Origin of the sequence: uncultured Altibacter sp., from assembly GCF_963972995.1 — a bacterium.
Classification (GTDB): domain Bacteria; phylum Bacteroidota; class Bacteroidia; order Flavobacteriales; family Flavobacteriaceae; genus Altibacter.
Window position 1 is genome coordinate 1 of record NZ_CAXAXI010000029.1, and the last position, 17,885, is coordinate 17,885.

Sequence of the window (17,885 nt, forward strand, 5' to 3'; positions counted from 1 at the left end):
CCGCAAGCCGGAGGTTCTTTCTATTTTTATAACACTGCCACTTTGGCCTTCGGACGACAAGAGTTTAAAAAGACCTGGGGAGACCGAAAACTGGAAGACAACTGGAGACGCTCCAGCAAGCAATCAACAGGTATCAACAATGAAGAAGAAGCCGTTGTTGAGGCAGTGGTGATTTCAGAAAGTGAATTGTATAAACCCGAGACCTATATATCGAAGATCCCAACCGACCAAGTCGTTATCGATAGTTTGGCAAAGGATCGAAATTTTGCGTATTATCAGTTAGGTTTAATATACAAAGAGAAATTCAAAGAATACGGCCTCGCGGCGAATAGGTTAGAAAAGCTGTTAACGCTCAATCCGGAAGAACGATTAATTCTTCCAACAAAATATAACCTTTACAAGATATACAATCAAACCGAACAAACCGGCTTGGCAGATCAGTACAAAAATGACATCATTAACAACCACCCCAACTCACGATATGCCGAGATTTTAAAGAATCCCAATACACAGTTGGCAACCGACGAATCCAGCCCGGAGTTCAAATATAAGGCATTGTATAAGGAGTTTGAAGCAGGAAAATATCAATATGTTATCGATACGAGCGATGAATATATAGACCTATACAACGGGAATGATATTGTTCCAAAACTCGAAATGTTAAAAGCAACTGCGATTGCTCGCAAGGATGGTTTTGAAGCGTACAAGAAGGCCTTGAACTTTGTTTCTTTGAACTATCCTAATTCCGAAGAAGGAAAGCAAGCACAGCTTATTTATGCTACTATCTTACCAACCTTGGCCAATAAGGCATTTCTTCCCGACGAAGAAAGTGACAGCTGGAAAGCTGTCTATACCTTTACTTCAGAAGAGCAAGAAGCCGCCGAAGCTTTAAAAGAAAAGTTGGACGGAGCCATCGAGGAATATAGATATACCAATTTGAGTACTTCCATTGATTATTACGACCCCAATACAGTGTTCGTCGTCATTCACGGACTGAATTCCAAGATGGGAAGCAAAGGATTTGCCGAGATATTGAAAGAGAACAAGAAGTACAAGATCAAAAGACCCTATTTTGAAATAGCAACACCTAATTATAAGACCGTTCAGATTCATAAGAATCTCGAAGACTATTTGAGCCGTAGCTCGGAAGAAGAGAAGAATAGTAATCCCCAAAAGTAACGACTATGTTTTCAGACAAAAAAGAGAAGAGTATGAATGAACCCACAACAGGACAGAATCGTATTAATGAAGGAACCAAATTAAAAGGCGATATTCAGTCTCAGGGTTTTTTCAGAATTGACGGAACCATAGAAGGCAATGTGAACACGCCGTCTAAAGTAGTGATTGGAAAAAGCGGATTCATTAACGGAACACTCACCTGCGAGAACGCAGATATCGAGGGTCGATTTGAAGGTGAACTACAAGTCTCCGGAACACTTTCACTGAAGGAAACTGCGCATATTGAAGGACAGGTAGTGGCAGGAAAACTTGCCGTAGAACCCGGCGCCACCTTTAATGCAACTTGCTCTATGAAGGGCAGCACAAAAAAGAACTTAGGAGCCAATACCAACAGCACTGTTGAGAAGGACATCAAAGGTCAGAACCACCCCTTCGACCGTTCCCAGCGCATACAATCTGTTAAAGCAGAATCGAAAACAGAGTGAGTCCGGAACCATCCAAAGACCCTAAGAATTCAATAAAACGATGGGCGATCCTGTCGGCCATAGCGCTTGAAATGGGGGCTATCATCTACCTTTTTGTGCAATTGGGGAAATGGTTGGACAGCCAATATAGCGACGGCAGACTTTTTACCATTCTTTGTACCCTGGCGGGGGTTGGCATTTCCTTGTTTCTAGTGGTAAAACAAACCAACAGATTGAATTCATAGCTAAAATATGAACAGAAAAAGCATTGTTTTTCTTGGGATACTCTTTGTAGTATTGCTCGTTGCTTTTTTCATCCATACCGGTCTTCTATATTACTTGGATCTTCCTCTATTTGGAGCGAGAATTATACCTTCCTATCTCATCAATTTTGCGCTTGCTGCCATCATTTTATGGTTGGTAAAGTCTAATTTAAACAAAAAGTCATCCTACGCCGGCTTTATTTTTATGTTGGGAAGCGGAATAAAATTTTTAGTGTTCTTCCTGTTTTTCTATCCGTACTATCAACACGATGATACCATGGGAAGGGTTGAATTTGCAGCGTTTTTCGTGCCTTACGCCCTCTGTCTTGTTTCTGAAGTTTACTATCTCTCGAAACTCCTTAATAATCAGTCTTATTCTGATTAGCAATTGCTGAAAAAAAAGAAATAAAATAGTTTTTTCTTTCTCCGAAAGTACCCTATTTTTGCACCGATTTTAAGGACACTTTAATTTGTTCGAAAATGCAAGGAAAAATAATGGTTAGAATACTTTCAGTTTTATTGTTTATCACTTCGTTTTCTGCTGTGGCACAAGATGAGCACGTGAAGGAGGCTAAAGAGATCCTTCCGGACACTAAAACCAAGAAAGAAGAAATAAAGGAGTTTATAAACCACCACTTGATGGATTCGCATGATTTTAATCTTTTCGGATCCACAGATGAAGAAACTGGAGAAACTCACCATTACGGTTTTCCGCTTCCGGTCATTCTTTGGGACGAAGGTCTTCACACGTTTATGTCCTCTGAGTTTGATCATGGCAAAAGCGTAGTTGAGTCAAACGGAAACTACTACAAACTTTACCACAGTAAAATATACAGGACTGATGCTGAAGGAACTATCAATTATGATGAATCGCACCATCCAACAAACGTTCGACCCTTAGATTTCTCAATTACCAAAAGTGTTTTAATGATGCTTGTGGTTGGTCTTTTACTTGTATGGTTATTCCGCAGTCTTGCGAAAAGCTATGCCAAAAACGGAAGTCTACCAAAGGGTCTTGGTCGTTTTTTCGAGCCTGTGGTACTTTATATTCGTGATGATATTGCTATTGCAAACATCGGCGAGAACAAATACAAAAAATACATGCCGTTCCTGTTAACCGTATTCTTTTTTATATGGTTTTTGAATATGTTCGGCCTTACGCCCCTTGGTGTAAACGTAACCGGGAATATTGCGGTAACAACCGCACTTGCAGTTATCGTTTTCTTGATAACTAATTTTACAGGTACCAAGGATTATTGGAAACACATTTTTGATCCATTGGGTGATGGAATGCCGTGGATAGGTAAAATATTGATATACATAATTCTTGTCCCTATCGAAATTTTAGGAATGTTCATTAAGCCTTTCGCACTGCTTATACGTTTGTATGCAAACATGACAGCGGGGCACGTGGTAATGATGAGCTTGATCGGGCTGATATTTATTTTCAAAAGTTGGATTGGCGGACCCTTGTCCTTCGGACTAGCATTTGCAATCATGCTTATTGAATTATTGGTAGCGTTGCTACAGGCATATATTTTCACAATGTTGGCAGCCTTGTATTTCGGTTTTGCGAGTGAATCACACGAGCATCACGAAGAGCACGAGGGCGAGATACAGCATTTGTAAAACATATAAATTGTCAGGCTGAGCTTGTCGAAGCCTTTCGCATTAAAAAGAGTGTTTAATTTTTAAATATATATATTATGACAATTCCAACTATTGTAGGAGCAGGTTTAGCAGTAATCGGTGCCGGTATCGGTATTGGTATGATCGGTGGGAAAGCTATGGAAGCGATCGCACGTCAGCCTGAGGCTTACGGAAAGATTCAAACAGCGATGTTGATTGCAGCGGCGCTTATTGAAGGTATTGGTTTCGCCGCGATTTTCGCAGGGTAATCAAAAAATCTTGACAAACGGCTATGACGGTTGGTCATAGCTGTTTGTTAAAAATTAGTCATTAAAGTTAAATTAAAAGATACCCGCCAAGGCGGGCATAAATATGGAAAAATTAGTTAACGACTTTTCATTTGGACTTTTCTTCTGGCAAATTATCATTTTTGTGTTGTTACTTTTATTACTTCGCAAATTTGCCTGGAAACCTATTTTAAATGCTGTTAATGAGCGTGAAGAAGGAATTAAAAACGCATTGGATTCTGCGGAAAAGGCTAAACTGGAAATGGCAAACCTTCAGGCAGACAATGAGAAGTTGCTTCAAAGTGCACGTGCAGAGCGTGAAACAATGATGAAAGAAGCTCGTGAGATCAAAGCTAAGATGATCGCCGATGCAAAAGATGAAGCGCAGGAAGCAGCCAATAAATTGATAAGTAATGCGCAAGCAGCGATCGAGAGCGAGAAGAAAGCAGCCATCGCAGAATTAAAAGAACAGGTGGCCAGTCTTTCAATAGAAATTGCCGAAAAGGTCGTTAAGGATGAGCTTTCAGATAATGAAAAGCAATTGAAATTGGTTCGTAACATGCTTGATAATGCAACTTTAAACTAAGCCAAAATGAGTAACAGAGCAGCCGTTCGATACGCAAAAGCAGTCCTTCAGCAGGCCAATGAGGCAAACCTTGCCAATGTGGTTTTTGGAGATATGCAATCTGTACACACTACCATTGCAGGCAATAAAGAATTACGCACCGTGCTTAAGAGCCCCGTTGTGAAGTCATCCGACAAGAAGGAAGCTTTATTAAAGATCTTTTCAGCCCAATCCGATCAAACGAAATCCCTTATAAAGGTGTTGGTCGACAATAGAAGGATTGAAACCTTGGATGCTGTGGCGAAAAGCTATATCGACCTGTACAATGACTCCAAAGGTGTGAAGGTAGCTAACGTGACCACAGCCGTTCCTCTTTCTGAAGAATTGGAGAAAAAGGTGTTGGCCAAAGTAAAAGAATTGACCGGTAGCGAGAGTGTTACCCTCGAAAATACAATTGATGCGTCTATCATAGGAGGATTTATCCTTCGGGTGGGAGATTTGCAGTACAATGCAAGCATCGCGAATCAGTTAGGAAATTTAAAAAGAGAATTTAGTAAATCATTGTAGTCATATAGCAATTATGCTAGAGACTATACCTATAATGTAATAACATGGCAGAAGTTAAACCAGCTGAAGTATCAGCAATCTTAAAGCAACAACTTTCAGGTTTTGAAGCAACCGCTTCATTAGACGAAGTAGGAACTGTATTAACCGTAGGAGACGGTATTGCGCGCGTTTACGGACTTTCAAATGCACAATACGGAGAACTTGTGGAATTTGAAGGCGGTCTTGAAGGGATCGTTTTGAACCTGGAAGAAGACAACGTTGGGGTGGTATTGTTAGGTCCTTCAAAGGAAATTAAAGAAGGCGGTACAGTAAAGCGTACGCAGCGAATTGCTTCTCTTAAAGTAGGAGAAGGTATCGTTGGGCGTGTGGTAAACACACTCGGGCAGCCTATCGACGGGAAGGGACCTATTTCTGGAGACACTTACGAAATGCCGCTGGAGCGTAAAGCACCCGGGGTAATTTACCGTCAGCCTGTAACCGAGCCATTACAAACAGGTATCAAGTCTATCGATGCGATGATCCCGGTTGGTAGAGGACAGCGTGAGCTTGTTATTGGTGACCGTCAAACAGGTAAATCTACCGTATGTATCGATACCATCTTAAACCAGAAGGAATTCTACGATGCAGGAGAGCCGGTTTATTGTATCTACGTGGCGATTGGACAAAAAGCGTCAACGGTAGCGAACATTGCTAACGTATTAGAAGAAAAAGGAGCCTTGGCCTATACGACGATAGTTGCGGCAAATGCTTCCGATCCTGCACCTATGCAGGTATATGCTCCTTTTGCCGGAGCGGCGATTGGAGAGTACTTTAGAGATACAGGTCGTCCTGCTTTGATCATCTATGATGACCTTTCAAAGCAAGCGGTTGCTTATCGTGAAGTTTCCCTATTATTACGTCGTCCACCGGGACGTGAGGCATATCCCGGAGACGTTTTCTACTTGCACTCTCGTTTGTTAGAGCGTTCGGCGAAGATCATTGCTGATGACGATATCGCAAAAGAAATGAACGATCTACCGGAAGTATTGAAGCCTATGGTTAAAGGAGGTGGATCGTTAACCGCCCTTCCTATTATTGAGACACAAGCGGGAGACGTTTCGGCTTATATTCCTACAAACGTTATCTCTATTACCGATGGACAGATCTTCTTGGAGTCCGATCTTTTCAACGCAGGGGTTCGTCCGGCGATTAACGTGGGTATTTCGGTATCTCGAGTAGGAGGTAACGCACAAATCAAATCGATGAAGAAAGTTGCCGGTACCTTGAAACTGGATCAAGCACAGTTCCGCGAACTGGAAGCGTTCGCTAAGTTTGGTAGTGATTTGGATGCTGCAACATTGAATGTGATCGAAAAAGGAAGACGTAACGTAGAGATCTTGAAACAGGCACAGAACGACCCGTATACCGTAGAAGATCAGATCGCGATCATCTATGCAGGTTCTAAGAACTTATTGCGAAATGTTCCTGTGGAAAAAGTTAAGGAGTTTGAAAGAGATTATCTAGAGATGTTGAATGCGAAGCATAGAGATACCCTAGACACTTTAAAGGCAGGAAAACTTACCGATGAAGTGATCGATGTGTTGACAAGTGTGGCTGCAGACCTTTCGGCGAAATATAAGAAGTAGTTAGGAGTTCAGAGTTTTGAGTTATGAGCGATTTGCACAAGAGCCCAATTCGAATTAAAAGTTTCGAATTTGCTTGCGAAATCGTTCACTTCTCAAGAATTCTAAAAGAAAAACGAGAGTTTGAAATTGCTTCCCAATTACTGAAAAGTGGAACTAGTATTGGTGCGAACGTTCGTGAAGCACAACGTGGAGTTAGCACCAAGGATTTTAAAAATAAATTCGGAATTGCTTTAAAAGAAGCAGACGAAACGGAATATTGGTTAGAGCTCATTGAAGCTACAACCATGGAAATTCCAAATGATTTAAAAGTAAAGTGTGATGAGCTAATACGGATTTTGGTTTCTATAATCAAAAACTCATAACTCAAAACTCATAACTCAAAACTCATAACTTGAGAAATGGCGAATTTAAAGGAAATTAGAAATAGGATATCATCGGTAGGATCAACGATGCAGATCACCAGTGCCATGAAAATGGTATCTGCTGCGAAGTTGAAGAAGGCGCAGGATGCCATTACCGCAATGCGCCCTTATTCTGAAAAGCTGACCGAACTTTTACAAAACCTAAGTGCTACACTGGATAGCGATACGGGAAGCAAGTATTCCGATCAGCGTGAGGTAAAGAAGGTCTTGGTCGTTGCGATTACTTCTAACCGTGGTTTGGCAGGTGCTTTCAATAGTAATGTTGTAAAGGAAGCAAAGCAATTAGCTGCTCAGACCTATGCCGGAAAACAAGTGGATTTTATGACCTTGGGAAAGAAGGGGAACGACATCTTGAAAAAGTCCGGAACCATCTATCAAAATAATAATGGAATTTTTGATGACCTTTCCTTTGAAGCGACCGCCGATATCGCCGAAAAATTAATGGAACTCTTCGCTAATGGAAGTTACGACAAGATTATTATAGTGTACAATCACTTTAAGAATGCCGCGACACAACTAGTGATGAAAGAGCAGTTTCTACCTATTCTTCCTCCGGAAACTTCAGAAACAAGTACATCTTCGGCCGATTATATTTTTGAGCCCTCTAAAGAAGCTATAGTAGAAGGTCTTATTCCGAAGAGTTTAAAGACCCAGCTATTCAAAGCGTTGCGAGACAGTGTGGCAAGTGAACACGGAGCTCGAATGACAGCCATGCATAAGGCAACAGACAATGCCACCGAGCTTCGGGATGCATTGAAATTACAATACAACAAAGCACGTCAGGCGGCTATTACCAATGAAATCTTGGAGATTGTCGGTGGAGCTGAAGCCTTAGCGGGTTAACAATAGACGACCTATCTTATGTGAAAAGCCTTCTGTTTTATGCAGAAGGCTTTTTTGTATCTTTAAGGGCAGAAGCAGATTAGAATGTAGCAACCCATCGTATGAATTACAAACGTCTTTTTATTCACCTATTTACCGTTTTTGCCTTGTCGTATTGCCTTTATAGCTGTAAGAGCATTAAGGAGGAAGCTTCGGGATATGTGCTCATCCAAGATCCGCCCTTTACGATCCTCGAAGCATATTCGCAGCCATGGACTGCCGGCATCCCGGAAGGCGGTTCAGGGATCCAGCTGTATGTTACCTTCGCATCATTAAAAGAGGATGTGGTGATACAGACATTCTTCTTCAGGAAAAAAAAGACACAAGCACAGCTTTCCCCTCAAGACCGTAGTAAATTTGTTGGATATTTCAAGACAATGGATCGAGAAGATATTATCATGGACAGTGACCCGCTAGAGGAAGCACAAAATACCCTCCCCAAGCCTTTTCCTTTCGAGCTAAAAGACGATGAAGCCGTGATAGGATACGTGCATAAAGGAATGATCAAATACGCCTTAATTTCTGCGATAGAGCAAAAGCCATTACTGGCTTATCCACAAAGTAACGGTAAGAATGCACCTTAACAAATATTGATTTGGCGTATGTAAATTCTATACTTTCATGCTTAAACACCACAGCTCTTGAGCGTTTTTAAAAAGCTTTTTCAACAAACCTTTATTTACGGCCTAGCCACGATTCTGCCGCGTGCGTTGGCGTTTATACTCGTCCCGCTCTATACATCGGTACTCGTCCCCGAAGAGTTTGGGATCTATGCGACTATCATGTCCTATCTTATCTTGGGAAATGTATTTCTTTCGTATGGTATGGAAACGGCTTTTTTTCGCTTTATCAACAAAGAACCTGAAAAACGAAGCCTTGTTCAGTCTACCGCACTCACTTCGCTCACGATAACAACGCTGCTGTTTCTAGTGCTATCGCTTTCTTTTAGTGAACCCTTAGCACATTTGCTCGAGTTCAAGACCGAATATGTTGTATATGGTCTTTTGATCCTGGCGCTCGATGCATGGGCCGTGCTTCCTTTTGTTTGGTTTCGTGCCAATGAGCGCCCTACCCGATATGCAGTAATCAAGATTTTCAATGTGCTTATTAACCTAGGGTTCAATGTTTTTTTCTTTCTAGTTCTTCCCGGCTGGGCCGAAGGAGATCCTACATCTTTCTGGAATGATATCTATTCTGAAGAGAATAAGGTAATGTACGTGTTTATAGCAAACATTATTGCCAGTGCGATCACGCTCCTCATACTGCTACCGCTCTATGTGCGAATTGGCTTAAAGTTCAACAGGTCGCTTTGGAAACAAATGCTCAAATATGCATTTCCAGTCCTTATCGCAGGGATCGCTTTTTCAGTGAACGAGGCGTTCGATAAGATCCTTCTGAAATATTTGCTACCCGAAGCAATCGCCGAAGCCGAAGTAGGAATCTATGCGGCTTGTTATAAATTGGGCGTCTTCATGACCCTTTTTGCTACAGCCTTTCGACTCGGCATTGAGCCGTTCTTTTTCAATCACGCTGCCAATGTCAATGCAAAGAACACGTATGCGACCATCACCAAGTATTTTACGGTTTTTGGGAGCCTTATTATGCTATTCGTGATTGTCTATATAGACTTCTTTAAACGCATCCTGATCACCAACCCCGACTATTGGGAAGCGTTATCTATTGTACCTATCATTCTGTTAGCTAACCTGTGTTTGGGAATCTACCACAATCTGTCGGTATGGTATAAAGTTACCGACAGAACCCGCTTTGGAGCCTATATTTCTGTGGTGGGAGCGGTAATAACGATTGTCCTTAACTTTCTATTGATTCCCTACATGAGTTATTTAGGGTCTGCGATCGCAACGCTCGCAGCGTATGGCAGCATGATGGTCCTTTCTTACCTCTTTGGACAGCGGTTATACGCCATTCCTTATCACCTAAACCGAATAGGAGGTTACTTACTGATGTCTATTGGATTTTCGACACTTTCCTTTTATGTATTTGACGGAGATTTAATCATAGGGACTGTATTATTATTGGTATTTTTGCTTGTACTTTTTTTTGCTGAAAAGAAAGAACTTCTAAGAATAATGAAGAGATGAAAATTAAAATTATAAATAGATCGCAACATGCCTTGCCTTCTTATGAGACCATTTTTAGTGCAGGAATGGATCTTCGAGCGAATGTTCCGGAGCCATCGACACTAAAACCCTTGCAGCGGGCCATTGTAAAGACCGGTTTGTTCATTGAACTTCCTATTGGATATGAAGCTCAAGTACGCCCACGCAGTGGGCTGGCCGCAAAAAAAGGAATCACCGTTCTTAATTCACCGGGAACCATTGATGCAGATTATAGAGGAGAGATAGGTGTGATCCTGGTAAATCTTTCCAACGAAGATTTTACCATTGAAAATGGAGAACGAATTGCGCAATTGGTCATTGCTAAACACGAGCGTGCTAATTGGGAAGAAGTAGAGGTTCTTGAAGAAACTGAACGAGGTACCGGAGGTTTTGGCAGTACCGGAGTGAAATGACAATATCGTATAATTAAACTTACAACGAAAAAATGAAGATTATAGTTCCCATGGCGGGCCGGGGATCGCGCCTTCGCCCACACACCCTAACGGTTCCAAAACCCCTTATTCCGGTCGCAGGAAAACCAATTGTCCATCGTTTGGTAGCCGATATTGTTAATGTATTGGATGAAAAGATCGAAGAAATCGCATTTATCTTGGGAGATCCGGCTTTTTTTGGTGACGATGTGGTCGATAGTTTAGAACAATTAGCTGTAAGTTTGGGAGCAACGGCAAGAATCTACCGTCAGTTGGATCCAAAAGGGACGGGGCACGCCATTATGTGCGCAGAACCTTCTCTGTCGGGACCTGCCGTGATCGCCTATGCCGATACGCTCATCAAGGCAAACTTCAACTTAGATAAGGAAGCAGACAGTGTAATTTGGACTAAAAAGGTCGAGAATCCCGAAGCCTATGGGGTCGTGAATCTTAACGAACGGGATGAGATCACCGAGCTTGTAGAAAAACCTACACAGTTCGTGAGTGATCAAGCGGTGATTGGGATCTATTATTTTAAAGAGGTTGGAGACCTTAAGAAAGAACTTCAACATGTTTTGGATAATAATATTCTTAACGGAGGCGAATACCAGATCAATGATGGTATTAAACGAATGATGGCAGCCGGGAAGGTCTTTAAAACAGGCACTGTGGACGAATGGATGGATTGCGGTAATAAAGAAGTCACTGTGGAGACAAACCGACGTATGCTAGGCTTTTTGGCAGAACGCTGCGAAGCACTCATCTCCCGTAAGATCACCTCTAAGGACGCTACGATCCTGGAACCTTGCTTTATTGGGGATGGGGTCACATTAAAAAATTGCACCGTGGGGCCCTTTGCATCAATCGGAGAAGGCACAATAATTGAGGATAGTAACGTTAAAAATAGTATAATCCAAACTTACGCGGTAATTAAAAATGCTACCTTAGATAATGCAATGATAGGGAATCACGCTACTTTTGATGGAAAATTTACCAATGTTAGCATAGGTGATTATAGCGAATTGAAACAATAACTATCAGTCGCAAGACGATAGAAATATTAGATAGCATTTAATTTAAAAAGTAAGCAGACACCACAAACAATAGGTTGAAACAATACGGCAACATTTGGTATTTTGTTCTCTTTGGAATTATGATCATTCCGCAGCTTCTGCTTGCACAAGAGATCCAAACCGAAACCGAAGAACAACCCACCGATGACCTTGGCAATGTAAGTGACGCATTTCAAGAAAATTTCTTTGAAGCTTTAAAACAAAAAGGAATAGAGAATTACGAACTAGCCTTGGAAGCACTGGTAAAAGCCGAAAAAGCCGCACAGAAAGATGCCCAAAATGAGGCTGTCGTCTATTTTGAGATGGGAAAGAACCTCACCCACTTAAAACGATATGACGAAGCAGAGGCTAACTTCAACAAGGTATTGAAGTCGGAAGGGGATCGCTTGGATGTTCTTGAAGCACTCTACGATCTTTATTATCTAGAGCAAGATTATGAGGCCGCAATTCCGCTAGTACAAAGATTAATGTCTTATGACGACGACTATAAAGAAGATCTTGCCAATTTATATGCCCGCACTAAGCAATACGACAAGGCACTGTTGGTGCTGGATGAACTGGATGAAGCTTGGGGTGAAAGCGACTACCGAGATGCGTTGCGATCTCAGATCTATCGCGAAACAGGAGACACTTCAGGGCAGATTGAAAAATTGGAAGAGAAAGTTGTCGCCAATACCAAGAATGAAAAAGATTATCTCAATTTGATCTTTTTGTACAGCGATCAAGGAAATGCTGAAAAAGCTTTCGAAACAGCTCAAGAATTGCTCAAGAATAAACCTAATTCGCAATTGGTGCATCTCGCACTTTACAAGTTCTATCTAGATAAGCAACAAACAGCGGATGCGCTAAACTCCATGAAAATTGTATTTAAATCTTCAGAGATTGACAAGGAAAGCAAGTACAGGGTTCTAAGTGATTTTATAAATTTTGTGAATACCAATCCCGAATATGAAAAAGAGCTGGACGCTGTGGTAGCCTTATTCTCTTCAGAAAATAACGGTAAGATCTACGAACAATTAGGGGGATATTATATTTCAAAAGGGATGCGAGAATCAGCGCTTACATTCTATGAGAAAGGGTTACAAGGTGACCCTGATAATTATAATTTGCTCAAAAACACGTTGTTGCTTCAAATTCAGTTTGAGAAGTACCCTGAAGCCGCAGCCTTAAGTGAGGATGCCTTAGAGATATTTCCTTCCCAACCTCTATTGTATTTGGCCAGCGGCGTTTCGAATATGTCACTTGGGAACCTTGATAGTGCCATTGAAAAGTTGGAGACAGGATTGGATTACCTTTTTGACGATCCAAAAATGGAAAAGGATTATTATGAGCAACTATCCATAGCATACTCCAAAAAAGGAGATCAAAAGAAAGCAGAGGGTTATGCCTCGAAGGCTGCGCAAATTAAAGACACCAATTAAACCTATGAAATACCCAGTTATACTCTTGGCTGCCTGTGTCTATTTGTTAAGTTCCTGTGGTGCCGGAAACGTTGCAAAGACAAGCAGCACAGCCAATGCTGCACTTTCGGTTAAGGAAATCATGGCTGCACACAAAATGGCATCACCTACCTTCTCAACCCTCGCAGCTCGTCTTCAAGTAGTCTATGAGGATGACAGTAAACTGCAAAGCATTACTGTGAGTTTGCGTATGGAAAAGGACAAGACTATTTGGATTAAGGCGTCCTTATTGGGGATCACCTTATCTAAAGTGTTGATCACCCCGGATCGGGTAAGTTATTATGAGACTATTGGAAACACGTATTTCGACGGAGATTTCTCATTGCTTAGCATGTGGCTGGGAACCGAGATCAATTTTGAAAAAGCACAAGCGATCCTTTTGGGACAGTCCATATTTAACGTGGATACGACCACCTATACATCTAAGGTATATCAAAATAAATACCAAGTGGCACCCAAGAAGCAACCCTTGGACTTTATCCATTATTTGCTGTTACATCCACAAAATTATAAGGTAGCATCGGGGTCTTTGTCCCAACCTTCCGAAAAGCGGCTGCTTACGATTCGGTATGGGGATTATCAAAAGATAGGTGATGATTTTTATCCTTCCGATATTCTAATAAATGCTTCGGAAGAAGATTCGAATACAAAGATCGAACTCAATTATAAGGATATCGATCTCAATGTTTCGGTAAGTTTTCCGTTTACTATTCCGGAAGGGTATGAAGAAATTCAGTTATAAAATATGAACAGACAGGGCATTTTAGGTTTTCTCTTTTTTTGCGTTCTTACTGCATGGAGTGCAAGCGCACAGCCTAATAAACAAGCGCAGCTCGAAGAAAAACGACAATCAATCCTTGAAGAGATCAAACAGATCAACTCGCTGCTTTTTAAGACACAGGGGAAGAAGAAATCTATTCTCACCAATGTGGAAGACTTGAATCACCGCATTGCTGCAAGGGAGAATTTGATCAAGGTCACCAACCAACAAGCCAACCTCTTAACACGAGAGATCAACGAAAATCGTACAAAAATATCCGAGCTGCAGAACGAACTGGAAGTCTTGAAAGAAGACTACGCCGCCATGATCAATAAGTCCTATAAAAGTAAATCGCAACAGAGTAGAGTAATGTTTTTGTTGTCTTCGGAAAACTTTTTACAAGCCTACAAGAGACTGCAATATATGAAGCAGTATGCAAAGCACCGTAAAGAACAAGGGGAGAGCATCAAGGAAAAAACGATATTACTGGAAATATTGAACAAGGACCTTACTGAACAAAAACAAAAAAAACAGGTCCTCATCGAAGAAAACCGATTGGCTAAAGAAAAACTAACTAGTGAAAAAAAGGACCACCAAGAACTTATCGCTTCACTGAAGAAAGAAGAGGGGACGTTTTCTAAGCAGATTCGGGACAAACAAAAAGAAGCCGATGCCATCGATCGGCAAATTGAAGAGATTATACGTGCGGCCATTGCAAAATCGAATAAAGAATCTAATACAACAACGGCGGTAAAGACCTCTTCAACAACTTTTGCCCTTACAGCCGAAGCGAAGGCTTTGGCGGCAAGTTTTATGAACAATAAAGGAAAACTGCCATGGCCTGTTGAAAAGGGAGTTGTAGTAAAACGGTATGGTAAGCAACAACATCCGCAATTAGCGAATGTCACTACCTTCAATAGTGGTGTGGAGATCGCTACCGAAGCGAATGCTAAGGCCAGAGCTGTCTTTAATGGGGAAGTAATGGAGATACAGCAGTTAAAGGGAGCCAATATGGCTGTTTACATCCAACACGGAAGTTATATAACCGTCTATAATAATTTGATCAACATCACTGTTAAGAAGGGTGACAAAGTGAGCACCAAACAAAATATCGGAACTGTGTATACCAATGCTGCAACAGGCAAAACGATTTTGAAGTTCTTGATCTACCAGAACAGAGATCGAATGAATCCCGCAGATTGGGTATTCCAGATGTAATAAAAAAAGGGCTGTTGTTTAACAGCCCTTTTTTATAATTGATAAGCCACTTTTATTTAATAAGTAACTTTTTGGTAGTCGATTGAGTACCACTTTCAATGGTCACGAAATACAATCCTGTCTGCAATTGAGAAACATTTAATGCCATTTCATTCGACCCGTTTGGAGTATGCTCTACCTCTTGTAGTTGTTGTCCCAAACTGTTAACAATACGAACACGTAATGTTTCTGACAGACTTTCTTTTAGAGAGATAAAGAGTTCGTCCGTTGCCGGATTGGGATACATGGAGATCGCATCTGCGGCAAATTCTTCTACCGACAGCACACAGTTAAGAACACCGCTGGAATGTATCTTGGCATTGGATCTTTCAGACTCCCAACCTTCGGTAGTGTTTCGAGCGGCCACTGCGTACCAAATGTCACCATCAAAATCGGTGACAGGAACAGTAATTTCGGTATTTGATGTGCTTCCAACAACTTCCATATATTTAGTCCCTAAAAGGTACAAGTCATACATTTCGGCATCAGGCACCGTACTCCATTGGAAGGAAGCGGTGTTATCCGGACAAACTTCTGTAATGAGCAAACCAGTAACTAATGGTGCTATTGAAAAGGAATCATCACTTACATCCTGAAAACTACCACTTGTAACACGAACAAGCGCATCGCCGGTCACTTGATTTGGAACTAACCAATCATAGTAATTTTGAGAATTTGGTACGGTTGCTACGTTCGTCCAATTTGCCCCATTATCTATAGAATAATCAATAACATAGGAAGAAGTAATATTTACAGCATCCCAATGGATTGTACTTAAAATATTGGGCGTGAATTTCTCTCCTGCATTTGGATAGGTAACAACTAAGTTCTCTGTTATTATTTCATATACAACTACATATTCTTGCGGTCCCACAGGCACATTGAAACCTGTGATCTCTACCGTATAATTACCTGCAGCAGGATTGTCTAAAACAACCTGCTCCATATTGTTTAAATGATCTACTCCGTTTGTAGCAGGTTGATTTAATGCCGTAGCATTGGGTGTGGAATCTAAGATATACGGAAAATGGTCTGTTGACCCCGGATCTGTTACAATCATGTCTAAATCATTTACCAAGGCTGGGTTTGCCCCATTTGCCCCGGCAGGGTCATTCCAGTATACCATAAAACGAACTTCTTTCGTGTTCGCAGGTACTGTAATACTATGATTATTTGTATTCCCTTGGGTAACGTCATCTAAAAGAAAACGGTCTTCCTCAATAAGCAACCCGGCTCTTAGGCCATTAATGATCCCCCAGCCAAATTGGAAATCAGGACCTGCATTTCCCTTATCTTGAGCAGTATTCATTAACGCTGCTTTTATAAGTGCTGCGGGAGGAAGTGAACCTCCATTGGCATCGGCATAGGCTTGATATAACTGTGCGGCAACACCGGCAACACCGGGAGCGGCACCTGAAGTTCCACTAAATGTTTGATACGTATGGTTGGGAGCTGTGGAGATTTGTAAATGACCATTTGCCGTAAGATCCGGTTTTATTCGGCCATCGGCAGCCGGACCTCGACTGCTACTGTTCTCTAATACGCCTCTATAATCTGTGTTGGCTGTCGCAATAACATTTTTACCTTGTTTATGTCCTCCTGTAATATTTCCCCATCCGCTTCCGGCGCCATAACCGCAATTTGATGTACCGGAGTTACCGGCCGAAAATACATGTAACAAAGTTGGCTCTGTGTTCATTTGCATGTCAACCGTTCTTGCCCGTGTAGTATAGCCATCATTACAACCATCTCCATAAGAGGAATTGGTAATTTGAACGGTCCCGTCATTTATAAGATTGGTGGTTGCAGGATCAAGAAAGTTAGAAATGTAGTTTACAACATGTAAATCGGCACCAGCAGCCATTCCTCTTCGGGAGGGGAAAAGGTTCCCTGCACCACATAATATTCCTGCAACGCCATCTCCGTGAGTACCCGCCGTAGAATTTGTATAATTGGTAATTCTTCCTTCAAAGTCAATATGCGGTCCCACACGACCATCATCTCTTACCATGACGCCTATTCCTTCACCTGTATAGTTACGTCCCCCGCTGGTTTGTGTGTCCAAATTACTTGACCTATGAAGGCTTTTACCTCGGGTATCTTCAGGAACGGCAGGAGGAGCAATAAGTTCCACCCATTCTACATAAGGCAAGCTAGAAAGCTCATTTAAACAATTGTTAGGGATAGAAAGTTCTAAATTTGTTGAGTTTCCTAATCGCGCTACAAGGGCTATTTGTTTTTGAGCAAGATCCTGTATAACATAGTTCGTACTCACATTCTTATTATGCACTAAGGTCACCAATATGTTATCTCCATCCATAGCATAATCTTCATACGGAGGATTCTTTAAGGCTGTAGACAATTTGAAACTGCTTACCACCGGCACAATAGATCGCACCCCTTGATCTTGAAGATAGCTTATAGAAACTTCCGAAGGGAAATAAAATAAATACGCTTTGTTCGGAATGTAATTGAGTAGTTGATAACCCCGTGACTTGAAGTCATTTTGAATTTGCTGCGTTGGGGTTTGAAAGAATTGAATCCAGCCCACATACCCGTCATTTAACCGCGCTGAATCAGGCATGTCGCTCCATTGGAATGTTGAAATATTTTCAGGGATCTCAATAGCATCCCCTTGTAATTGAATGGCATACGGATTTTGAGCAAAGGACAATGACACCATCAATAGCGTCACCATACTTGCCACAAATCTGGATGTAAAATTTGTTGGCTTTGTACTTTTTTTCATAGGAATCATTTTTAGTTATCTCGTGCAGAATGAATCTTGCAGCATTAAGAAATTTTTAAGAATTTCAAATATATTCAATTACACTAAAAAAAACACAAGAAAAATAGTTAATTCCCGGAGTGAGGGTACAAATAAAACCCTAATAGACAGTT

Annotated in this window: 18 protein-coding genes and 1 pseudogene; 18 read left to right on the forward strand and 1 reads right to left on the reverse strand. The window is 41.4% G+C overall.

Annotated elements, in window-relative coordinates; genetic code table 11:
* The 18 genes and pseudogenes from AACZ11_RS10985 to AACZ11_RS11070 all read left to right on the forward strand — a co-directional run.
* Positions 1-1,179, forward strand: a pseudogene (locus tag AACZ11_RS10985) (hypothetical protein); the annotation flags it as partial.
* A 5-nt stretch (positions 1,180-1,184) separates the two neighbouring features.
* The gene (locus AACZ11_RS10990; protein ID WP_290629117.1) at positions 1,185-1,664 is read left to right on the forward strand and encodes a polymer-forming cytoskeletal protein; all 480 of its coding nucleotides are present in this window, start codon (positions 1,185-1,187) and stop codon (positions 1,662-1,664) included.
* Entirely contained in the window at positions 1,661-1,888 is a 228-nt protein-coding gene (locus AACZ11_RS10995; protein WP_290629119.1) for an AtpZ/AtpI family protein, read from the forward strand. The genes AACZ11_RS10990 and AACZ11_RS10995 overlap by 4 nt, the downstream gene beginning before the upstream one ends.
* Before the next feature lie 7 nt (positions 1,889-1,895).
* Positions 1,896-2,291, forward strand: a complete 396-nt coding sequence (locus AACZ11_RS11000; protein WP_290629121.1) for a DUF6168 family protein — start codon at positions 1,896-1,898, stop codon at positions 2,289-2,291.
* 110 nt (positions 2,292-2,401) lie between these two features.
* Positions 2,402-3,535, forward strand: a complete 1,134-nt coding sequence (gene atpB, locus AACZ11_RS11005) for a F0F1 ATP synthase subunit A (protein WP_339832454.1) — start codon at positions 2,402-2,404, stop codon at positions 3,533-3,535.
* A gap of 77 nt (positions 3,536-3,612) precedes the next feature.
* Positions 3,613-3,804, forward strand: a complete 192-nt coding sequence (gene atpE / locus AACZ11_RS11010; protein ID WP_034260124.1) for an ATP synthase F0 subunit C — start codon at positions 3,613-3,615, stop codon at positions 3,802-3,804.
* A gap of 103 nt (positions 3,805-3,907) precedes the next feature.
* Positions 3,908-4,408, forward strand: a complete 501-nt coding sequence (locus AACZ11_RS11015; RefSeq protein WP_290629126.1) for a F0F1 ATP synthase subunit B — start codon at positions 3,908-3,910, stop codon at positions 4,406-4,408.
* Positions 4,409-4,414: 6 nt separating this feature from the next.
* On the forward strand, positions 4,415-4,954 hold the full coding sequence (gene atpH / locus AACZ11_RS11020; RefSeq protein ID WP_290629128.1) for an ATP synthase F1 subunit delta: 540 nt from the start codon (positions 4,415-4,417) through the stop codon (positions 4,952-4,954).
* A gap of 44 nt (positions 4,955-4,998) precedes the next feature.
* Positions 4,999-6,579 (forward strand): F0F1 ATP synthase subunit alpha, encoded by a 1,581-nt coding sequence (gene atpA / locus AACZ11_RS11025; protein ID WP_339832460.1) that lies wholly within the window; start codon positions 4,999-5,001, stop codon positions 6,577-6,579.
* Between the two features lie 23 nt (positions 6,580-6,602).
* On the forward strand, positions 6,603-6,941 hold the full coding sequence (locus AACZ11_RS11030) for a four helix bundle protein (RefSeq protein WP_290629132.1): 339 nt from the start codon (positions 6,603-6,605) through the stop codon (positions 6,939-6,941).
* A 36-nt stretch (positions 6,942-6,977) separates the two neighbouring features.
* Positions 6,978-7,844 (forward strand): ATP synthase F1 subunit gamma, encoded by an 867-nt coding sequence (gene atpG, locus AACZ11_RS11035; protein ID WP_290629134.1) that lies wholly within the window; start codon positions 6,978-6,980, stop codon positions 7,842-7,844.
* Positions 7,845-7,945: 101 nt separating this feature from the next.
* Positions 7,946-8,467 carry a hypothetical protein gene (locus AACZ11_RS11040; protein ID WP_290629136.1) on the forward strand — a complete coding sequence of 174 codons (522 nt, stop codon included), beginning with the start codon at positions 7,946-7,948 and terminating at the stop codon, positions 8,465-8,467.
* Between the two features lie 57 nt (positions 8,468-8,524).
* On the forward strand, positions 8,525-9,985 hold the full coding sequence (locus AACZ11_RS11045; protein WP_290629138.1) for an oligosaccharide flippase family protein: 1,461 nt from the start codon (positions 8,525-8,527) through the stop codon (positions 9,983-9,985).
* Positions 9,982-10,416, forward strand: coding sequence for a dUTP diphosphatase (dut, locus tag AACZ11_RS11050; RefSeq protein ID WP_290629140.1), 435 nt, complete (start codon positions 9,982-9,984; stop codon positions 10,414-10,416). Before AACZ11_RS11045 ends, dut begins: the two co-directional genes overlap by 4 nt.
* A gap of 32 nt (positions 10,417-10,448) precedes the next feature.
* Entirely contained in the window at positions 10,449-11,468 is a 1,020-nt protein-coding gene (locus AACZ11_RS11055) for a sugar phosphate nucleotidyltransferase (protein WP_290629142.1), read from the forward strand.
* A 74-nt stretch (positions 11,469-11,542) separates the two neighbouring features.
* A complete protein-coding gene (locus AACZ11_RS11060) occupies positions 11,543-12,928 on the forward strand; it encodes a tetratricopeptide repeat protein (RefSeq protein ID WP_290629144.1) in 1,386 nt (461 codons plus the stop codon).
* Positions 12,929-12,932: 4 nt separating this feature from the next.
* Complete coding sequence (locus AACZ11_RS11065) at positions 12,933-13,709, forward strand: DUF4292 domain-containing protein (RefSeq protein ID WP_290629146.1); 777 nt, start codon at positions 12,933-12,935, stop codon at positions 13,707-13,709.
* Between the two features lie 3 nt (positions 13,710-13,712).
* Positions 13,713-14,945, forward strand: a complete 1,233-nt coding sequence (locus AACZ11_RS11070; RefSeq protein WP_290629148.1) for a peptidoglycan DD-metalloendopeptidase family protein — start codon at positions 13,713-13,715, stop codon at positions 14,943-14,945.
* 52 nt (positions 14,946-14,997) lie between these two features.
* Here AACZ11_RS11070 and AACZ11_RS11075 read toward each other — a convergent pair whose 3' ends face one another.
* The gene (locus AACZ11_RS11075) at positions 14,998-17,733 is read right to left on the reverse strand and encodes a S8/S53 family peptidase (protein WP_290629150.1); all 2,736 of its coding nucleotides are present in this window, start codon (positions 17,731-17,733) and stop codon (positions 14,998-15,000) included.
* Between the last annotated feature and the right edge of the window lie 152 nt (positions 17,734-17,885).